We start from the raw sequence: 5,064 nt of genomic DNA, 5'->3' as shown, positions 1-5,064 counted from the left end.
CCCGGTACTTCGCCGGTGCGGGCGCGGCCTACTGCGAGAAGTACGGGATGGACCCGGCGGTATTCGCGCGGATCTCGGTGAAGTCGCGCCGGCACGCGGCCAACAACCCGTATGCGGTGTTCACTGATCCGGTGACCGTGGCGGAGGTTCTTGCCTCGCCGCGGATCCTCGGTTGGCTGACCCGGTTGCAGTGCTGCCCGCCCACCTGTGGCGCGGCCGCCGCGGTGGTCGTTTCCGAGGATTTCGCGCGCGCCCACGGGCTGCGCGCCGATGTGGCGATCATCGCGCAGGCGATGACCACGGATACCCCGTCCTCGTTCGACGGGGACCTGATGCGCCTGGTCGGTTACGACATGACCGCGGCCGCCGCGCGGCAGGTGTACGAGGTGGCCGGGGTGGACCCGCTCGACGTGCGCGTGGTGGAGCTGCACGACTGCTTCACCAGCAATGAGCTGATGTCCTACGAGGCGCTGGGGCTGACCCCGGAGGGCACGGCGGAGAAGTTCATCGTCGACGGCGACAACACCTACGGCGGCCGGGTGGTGACCAATCCGTCGGGTGGGCTGCTGTCCAAGGGGCACCCGCTGGGCGCGACCGGGTTGGCGCAGTGCGCGGAGCTGGTGTGGCAGTTGCGCGGCGAGGCCGACAAGCGCCAGGTCGAGGACGTGACCGTGGCGCTGCAGCATAACATCGGCCTCGGCGGCGCCGCCGTGGTCGCCCTCTACGAGAAGGTAGGCTGATTCGCATCTCGGAGACCGAGGGGGTCGTACCGAGGGGGTCGTACCGAGGGGGTTGTCCTGCCGGACCGCACGCTTGCGCCGCCGCGCGGCACCCGCCCGCGTAACCGGCGAGCGATGATCCTCGGCGCCGCCTCGGACCTGTTCGCCCGCCGCGGCTACGACCAGATCGGCATGACCGATCTCGCCGAGGCCGTGGCGGTCGGCCCGTCCGCGCTGTACCGGCACTTCTCCGGTAAACAGGACCTGCTCCGCGAGGTCATCTCTGCAGGCCTGGCCCCGCTGCGGCGCCTGCTCGATGATCTCGATCTCGCGGACCGTGCCGGCCGCACCGACCGCGCCACGGCGTCGGCCCGGCTCGCCGCCCGCTGCCTCGACGAACGCCACATCGGCGTGCTCTGGCAGCGCGAAGCCCGCCATCTGACCCCTGACGACCATGCTCTGCTGCGCGCCGAGGTCCGCGAGATCGGACGCCGCCTCACCGGCCGGGTGCGCGCCGCCCGCCCCGAGCTCGACCCCCCCACCGCGGACCTGCTCACCTGGGCGATGCTGGCCGTGCTGATAAGCCCGTCCTTCCACCACCTGGACCTGCCCCGGCCCGCCTACGACGACCTGCTCGCCGAGCTCACCGACCTCGTGCTGGACACCCCGCTGCCCGGCACCCGCACCGCATCGCCGCCGCGACCAGCCGGACCACCACCAGCCGGACTGCCACCGGCCGGACTGCCGCTGCGGCCGGCCTCCCGCCGCGAGGCGCTGCTCACCCAGGCGGTGCGGATGTTCGCCACCCACGGCTACGCCGGCGTCGGCATCGAGGACATCGGCAACGCCGTCGGCATCACCGGCCCCAGCGTCTACCACCACTTCCCGAGCAAGCTGGACATGCTGCGCACCGCGTTCCAGCGCAGCACGGCCGCCCTGTTGATGGACGTCAGCGCGATCTATCGGGCTTCGAACGACGCCGCCGACGCCCTGCGCCGGCTGCTCGGCTCCTACCTCCGGTTCACCCAGGCCCACCACGACCTGATCGGGCTACTGATCACCGAGGTCGAGCATCTGCCGGAGGACAAACGCCACGTCGCCCGCCGGGCCCAGCACGACTACCTCACCGAATGGGTTCACCTGCTCCGGCTCGTGCACCCCGAGCTCGACCCCACCGCCGCCCGGATCCGGGTGCACGCCGCGGTCTCCGTCGCCAACGACACGGCCCGCACCCCGCACCTGCGGCACAACCCGGGCCTGCCGGCCGCGGTCGAGTCGATCTGCGGCCGGCTGCTCGGGCTCTGACCTGGCGCTTCCCCGGACCGCGCGCGACCGCGCCGGTGGCCACCGGTGGCGCCGGTGGGTTCGATCAGGCCGAACGAGGCGCGTCCGCGGACGGGTGCCGCACCGCCCGCGCCAAGCCCGAGTCCGCGACCAGCCGGGTAACGGTCAGCGTGACGGTGTAGGTGGCGGTGGCGAGGGCAAGGATGGCGAAGCTCGGGGGGATCCGCGGGGCGAGGTAGCTGGTGGTCAGTCCGGCCCAGGTCACCGCGACCGCGACCGCGGTGGAGATCATCATTCCATGGTAAGGGCGGGCGGTGAGCCGGTGGGCGGTGCCGGCGGGTGCGGCGAACAGGCCGAGGAGCAGCAGGGCACCGACGGCCTGGGTGGCCTCGGCGGCGGTCGCCCCGACAAGGCCGAGGAAACCGACGCCGAGGAGGCGGACGGGGACACCTCGGGCGGCCGCGACCGCGCCGTCCAGGCTGGCGAACAGCAGGGGGCGCCCGATCGCGATGGTGGCGAGGCAGAGGAGGACGGCGAGTATGGCAGCCTCCCAGGCGTGGGAGGCGTCCAGGCCGAAGATCGAGCCGAACAGGACGGTGACGCCGGCGGTGCCGTTGCCGGTGTTGCGGTGGGTGGTGTAAAGGGTAAGGAAGAGCACCCCGAGGCCGAGGACCCAGGCGAACACGCTGCCGATGACGACGTCGTCGGCGTGGCCGCGGGGGCCGAGCGCGCCGAGGGCGCCGAGGGCGCCGAGGGCGCACCCGACGGTGACGGTGGCGGCGAACAGGCCGACGCGGGCATCGATCCCGGTGGCCAGGGCGGCGAGTGCGCCGGTGAACGCCACATGGGACAACGCGTCGGCGGTGAAGACCTGGGCGCGCAGGACGAGGAAGTAGCCGACGAGTCCGGCCGCCATAGCAATCCCCGTTCCGGCGATGAACGCATGCTGCATGAACGGGTGCTCGAACATCGCGGTCAGTCCGGTGTCCGCCGTGGCTGCGGTCATGCTGCTGCTCCGGTCGTCCGGGGGACGCGGGCGGCCCGGCCGAGCAGGTCGCGCGCGCCGACGGCGAGACGGGCGAGGAGGTACAGGCCGAAGGAGAAGCTGGTGATGAAAAAGCCGAACGGATAGGGCGAGTAGTAGGCCACGGTCAGCCCGGCCCAGGTGACCAGCAGGCCTAGCAGCACGGTGAGCGTGAGGCTGAGGGCCGGTCGGGTGGTGAGGACCTGTGCGGTCGCGGCCGGGATGACCAGCAGGGTGAAGACGAGGAGGGTTCCGGTGATCTGGCTGACCTCCGCGGCGGTGCTCCCGAGCAGGATCAGGAAAACCACCGACAGACCCCGCACCGGCACTCCGGCGGCGGCGGCCACAGCTGGATCGAGCGAGGCGAACAGCAGCGGCCGCCCGATGAGCGCCAGCACTGCCAGGACCGCCACGGCGACGGCGGTCAGCGTGAGGACCATGTCGTCGGTGATTCCCAGGAAACTGCCGAACAGCAGCGTGTTGACCCCGCCGAAGAATCCCTTGTACAGGCTGACGAACAGGAATCCGCAGGCCAGCGCGAACGCCTGGACGGTACCGATGATGGCCGACTCCGCGGCCCGCCCGGCTGCCCCACCCAGCCCGGGGACAGCAGCGATGATCAGCGATGCGGTGAGGCAGAAGGCGAAGTAGCCGTAGGTCGCGCCCAGGCCGAGCCAGATCGCCCCGGCCGCGCCCGGGAAACCGGCCACGGCGAGGGTGTGGCCGGCGAAGGCCTGGCGGCGTAGGACCATGAACCATCCAGTTGCCCCGGCGGTCAGCGCGACGATGGTTCCGGCCCGGAACGCGTTCACCATGAACGGGTAGGCGAACATCTGCCGGACGTCGCGGACCAGGTTCCACGACAGGCCCGCGTCGGTCGCGACCACCGCCGCAGTGATCACAGGTGGCCGGTCCCGTTATGACGGTCGGTGTGTACAGCGGGCGGCTCGGGCTGGCCGACGACGACAAGGCGCCCGTCGGAGGTGGTCAGCACCTCGATGGGGGCCTGGTAGAGCCGGCTTAACGTCGCACTGGTGATGACCTCGGCGGGAGAGCCCGAGACCGCACCGCCGGCGGCGAGGTAGATGACCCGGTCGAGGCTGGGCAGGATCGGGTTGACGTCGTGAGCGACCATCAGCACGGTCACCCCCGCCGTCTGGCAGATAGTGCGGATGAGGGCCGCGACCGCGGCGGCGTTGGGCGGGTCCAGGCTGTCCAACGGTTCGTCGAGGAGCAACAGCCGGGGCCGGCGGGCGAGCGCCTGGGCGATCAGAAGCCGCTGCTGCTCCCCACCGGACAGCCGGCCGATCGACTGGTGGGCGTAGCCGGTGGCGCCGACCTGCTCGACGAGTTCGGCGACGCGCCACCGCGCTGTCCGGGCGCGATCTCCGCCGGGCAGCGGCAGACCCCACCGGTGGCCGTCGAGACCGAGGCGGACGATGTCAAGCCCCCGGATCCGTACCGACGGGTCGAAGCTCCGTCGCTGCGGCAGATAGCCGACCTCGGCGCGGGCCCGCCCGGGATGCCGGCCCAGCACCACCACCCGCCCCGCGGCCAGCGGCAGCAGGCCAAGGGCCGCCTTGAGCAGGGTGGACTTACCGACGCCGTTGGGACCGAGGATCGCGACGAACTCCCCCGCGCCGGCCTCGACGCTCACCCCGCTCCATACCATCCGCCTGCCGAGACGAACCGCCGCACCCTCGAACATCACCGCCGATGCGGCCGATGCGGCCGGCCGGTCGCTGCCGGCCGGCGCCACCGCCTCGTCAACCTCGGCGCTCGAGCCGCCGGATCGAGGGTACGCCACCGCCGCCATCCTCGTTACCTTCCGCTTACGTGCCGGTTGCCACTTACTTGCCGGTTGCCTGCGCCAGCGACCCGCGCAGGGCTTCCAACTGGGCGACCTGCCACTCCTGGAACGATGCTCCGGCCGGGACGAGCGTCTCGGTGATGGTGGTCACCGGGATGTGGGCCGCCTTCGCCTCCTCAACCTGCCGTTGCACGTCCGGGGTGGCGTTCTGGCTGTTGTAGACGTAG

General features: G+C 71.8%; 5 protein-coding genes and 1 pseudogene. 2 read left to right on the top strand and 4 right to left on the bottom strand.

What is annotated here, in order from left to right:
• On the top strand, nt 1-740 hold a 740-nt coding region (locus ACY45C_RS19790; RefSeq protein WP_462189061.1), incomplete at its 5' end, for a thiolase C-terminal domain-containing protein.
• 114 nt (nt 741-854) lie between these two features.
• Complete coding sequence (locus tag ACY45C_RS19785; protein ID WP_462189060.1) at nt 855-2,024, top strand: TetR/AcrR family transcriptional regulator; 1,170 nt, start codon at nt 855-857, stop codon at nt 2,022-2,024.
• A gap of 64 nt (nt 2,025-2,088) precedes the next feature.
• On the opposite strand, the gene ACY45C_RS19780 is transcribed toward ACY45C_RS19785, so the two are convergent.
• From ACY45C_RS19780 to ACY45C_RS19765, 4 genes and pseudogenes are all read right to left on the bottom strand, one after another.
• Nucleotides 2,089-3,009: a metal ABC transporter permease gene (locus ACY45C_RS19780; RefSeq protein WP_462189058.1), complete on the bottom strand. Its 921-nt coding sequence runs from the start codon at nt 3,007-3,009 to the stop codon at nt 2,089-2,091.
• Complete coding sequence (locus ACY45C_RS19775) at nt 3,006-3,929, bottom strand: metal ABC transporter permease (protein WP_462189056.1); 924 nt, start codon at nt 3,927-3,929, stop codon at nt 3,006-3,008. The genes ACY45C_RS19780 and ACY45C_RS19775 overlap by 4 nt, the downstream gene beginning before the upstream one ends.
• Nucleotides 3,926-4,843, bottom strand: coding sequence for a metal ABC transporter ATP-binding protein (locus tag ACY45C_RS19770; protein ID WP_462189054.1), 918 nt, complete (start codon nt 4,841-4,843; stop codon nt 3,926-3,928). The genes ACY45C_RS19775 and ACY45C_RS19770 overlap by 4 nt, the downstream gene beginning before the upstream one ends.
• A gap of 34 nt (nt 4,844-4,877) precedes the next feature.
• Nucleotides 4,878-5,064, bottom strand: a pseudogene (locus ACY45C_RS19765) (metal ABC transporter solute-binding protein, Zn/Mn family); the annotation flags it as partial.

It is taken from the genome of Frankia sp. CcWB2, from assembly GCF_977927585.1.
This window is presented reverse-complemented; position numbering and strand designations above follow the sequence as displayed.

Excerpts from the sequence above, each read along its gene's own strand:
- ACY45C_RS19770 (WP_462189054.1), bottom strand. The coding sequence starts at position 4,843 with ATGGCGGCGGTGGCGTACCCTCGATCCGGCGGCTCGAGCGCCGAGGTT.
- ACY45C_RS19785 (WP_462189060.1), top strand. The coding sequence starts at position 855 with ATGATCCTCGGCGCCGCCTCGGACCTGTTCGCCCGCCGCGGCTACGAC.
- ACY45C_RS19780 (WP_462189058.1), bottom strand. The coding sequence starts at position 3,009 with ATGACCGCAGCCACGGCGGACACCGGACTGACCGCGATGTTCGAGCAC.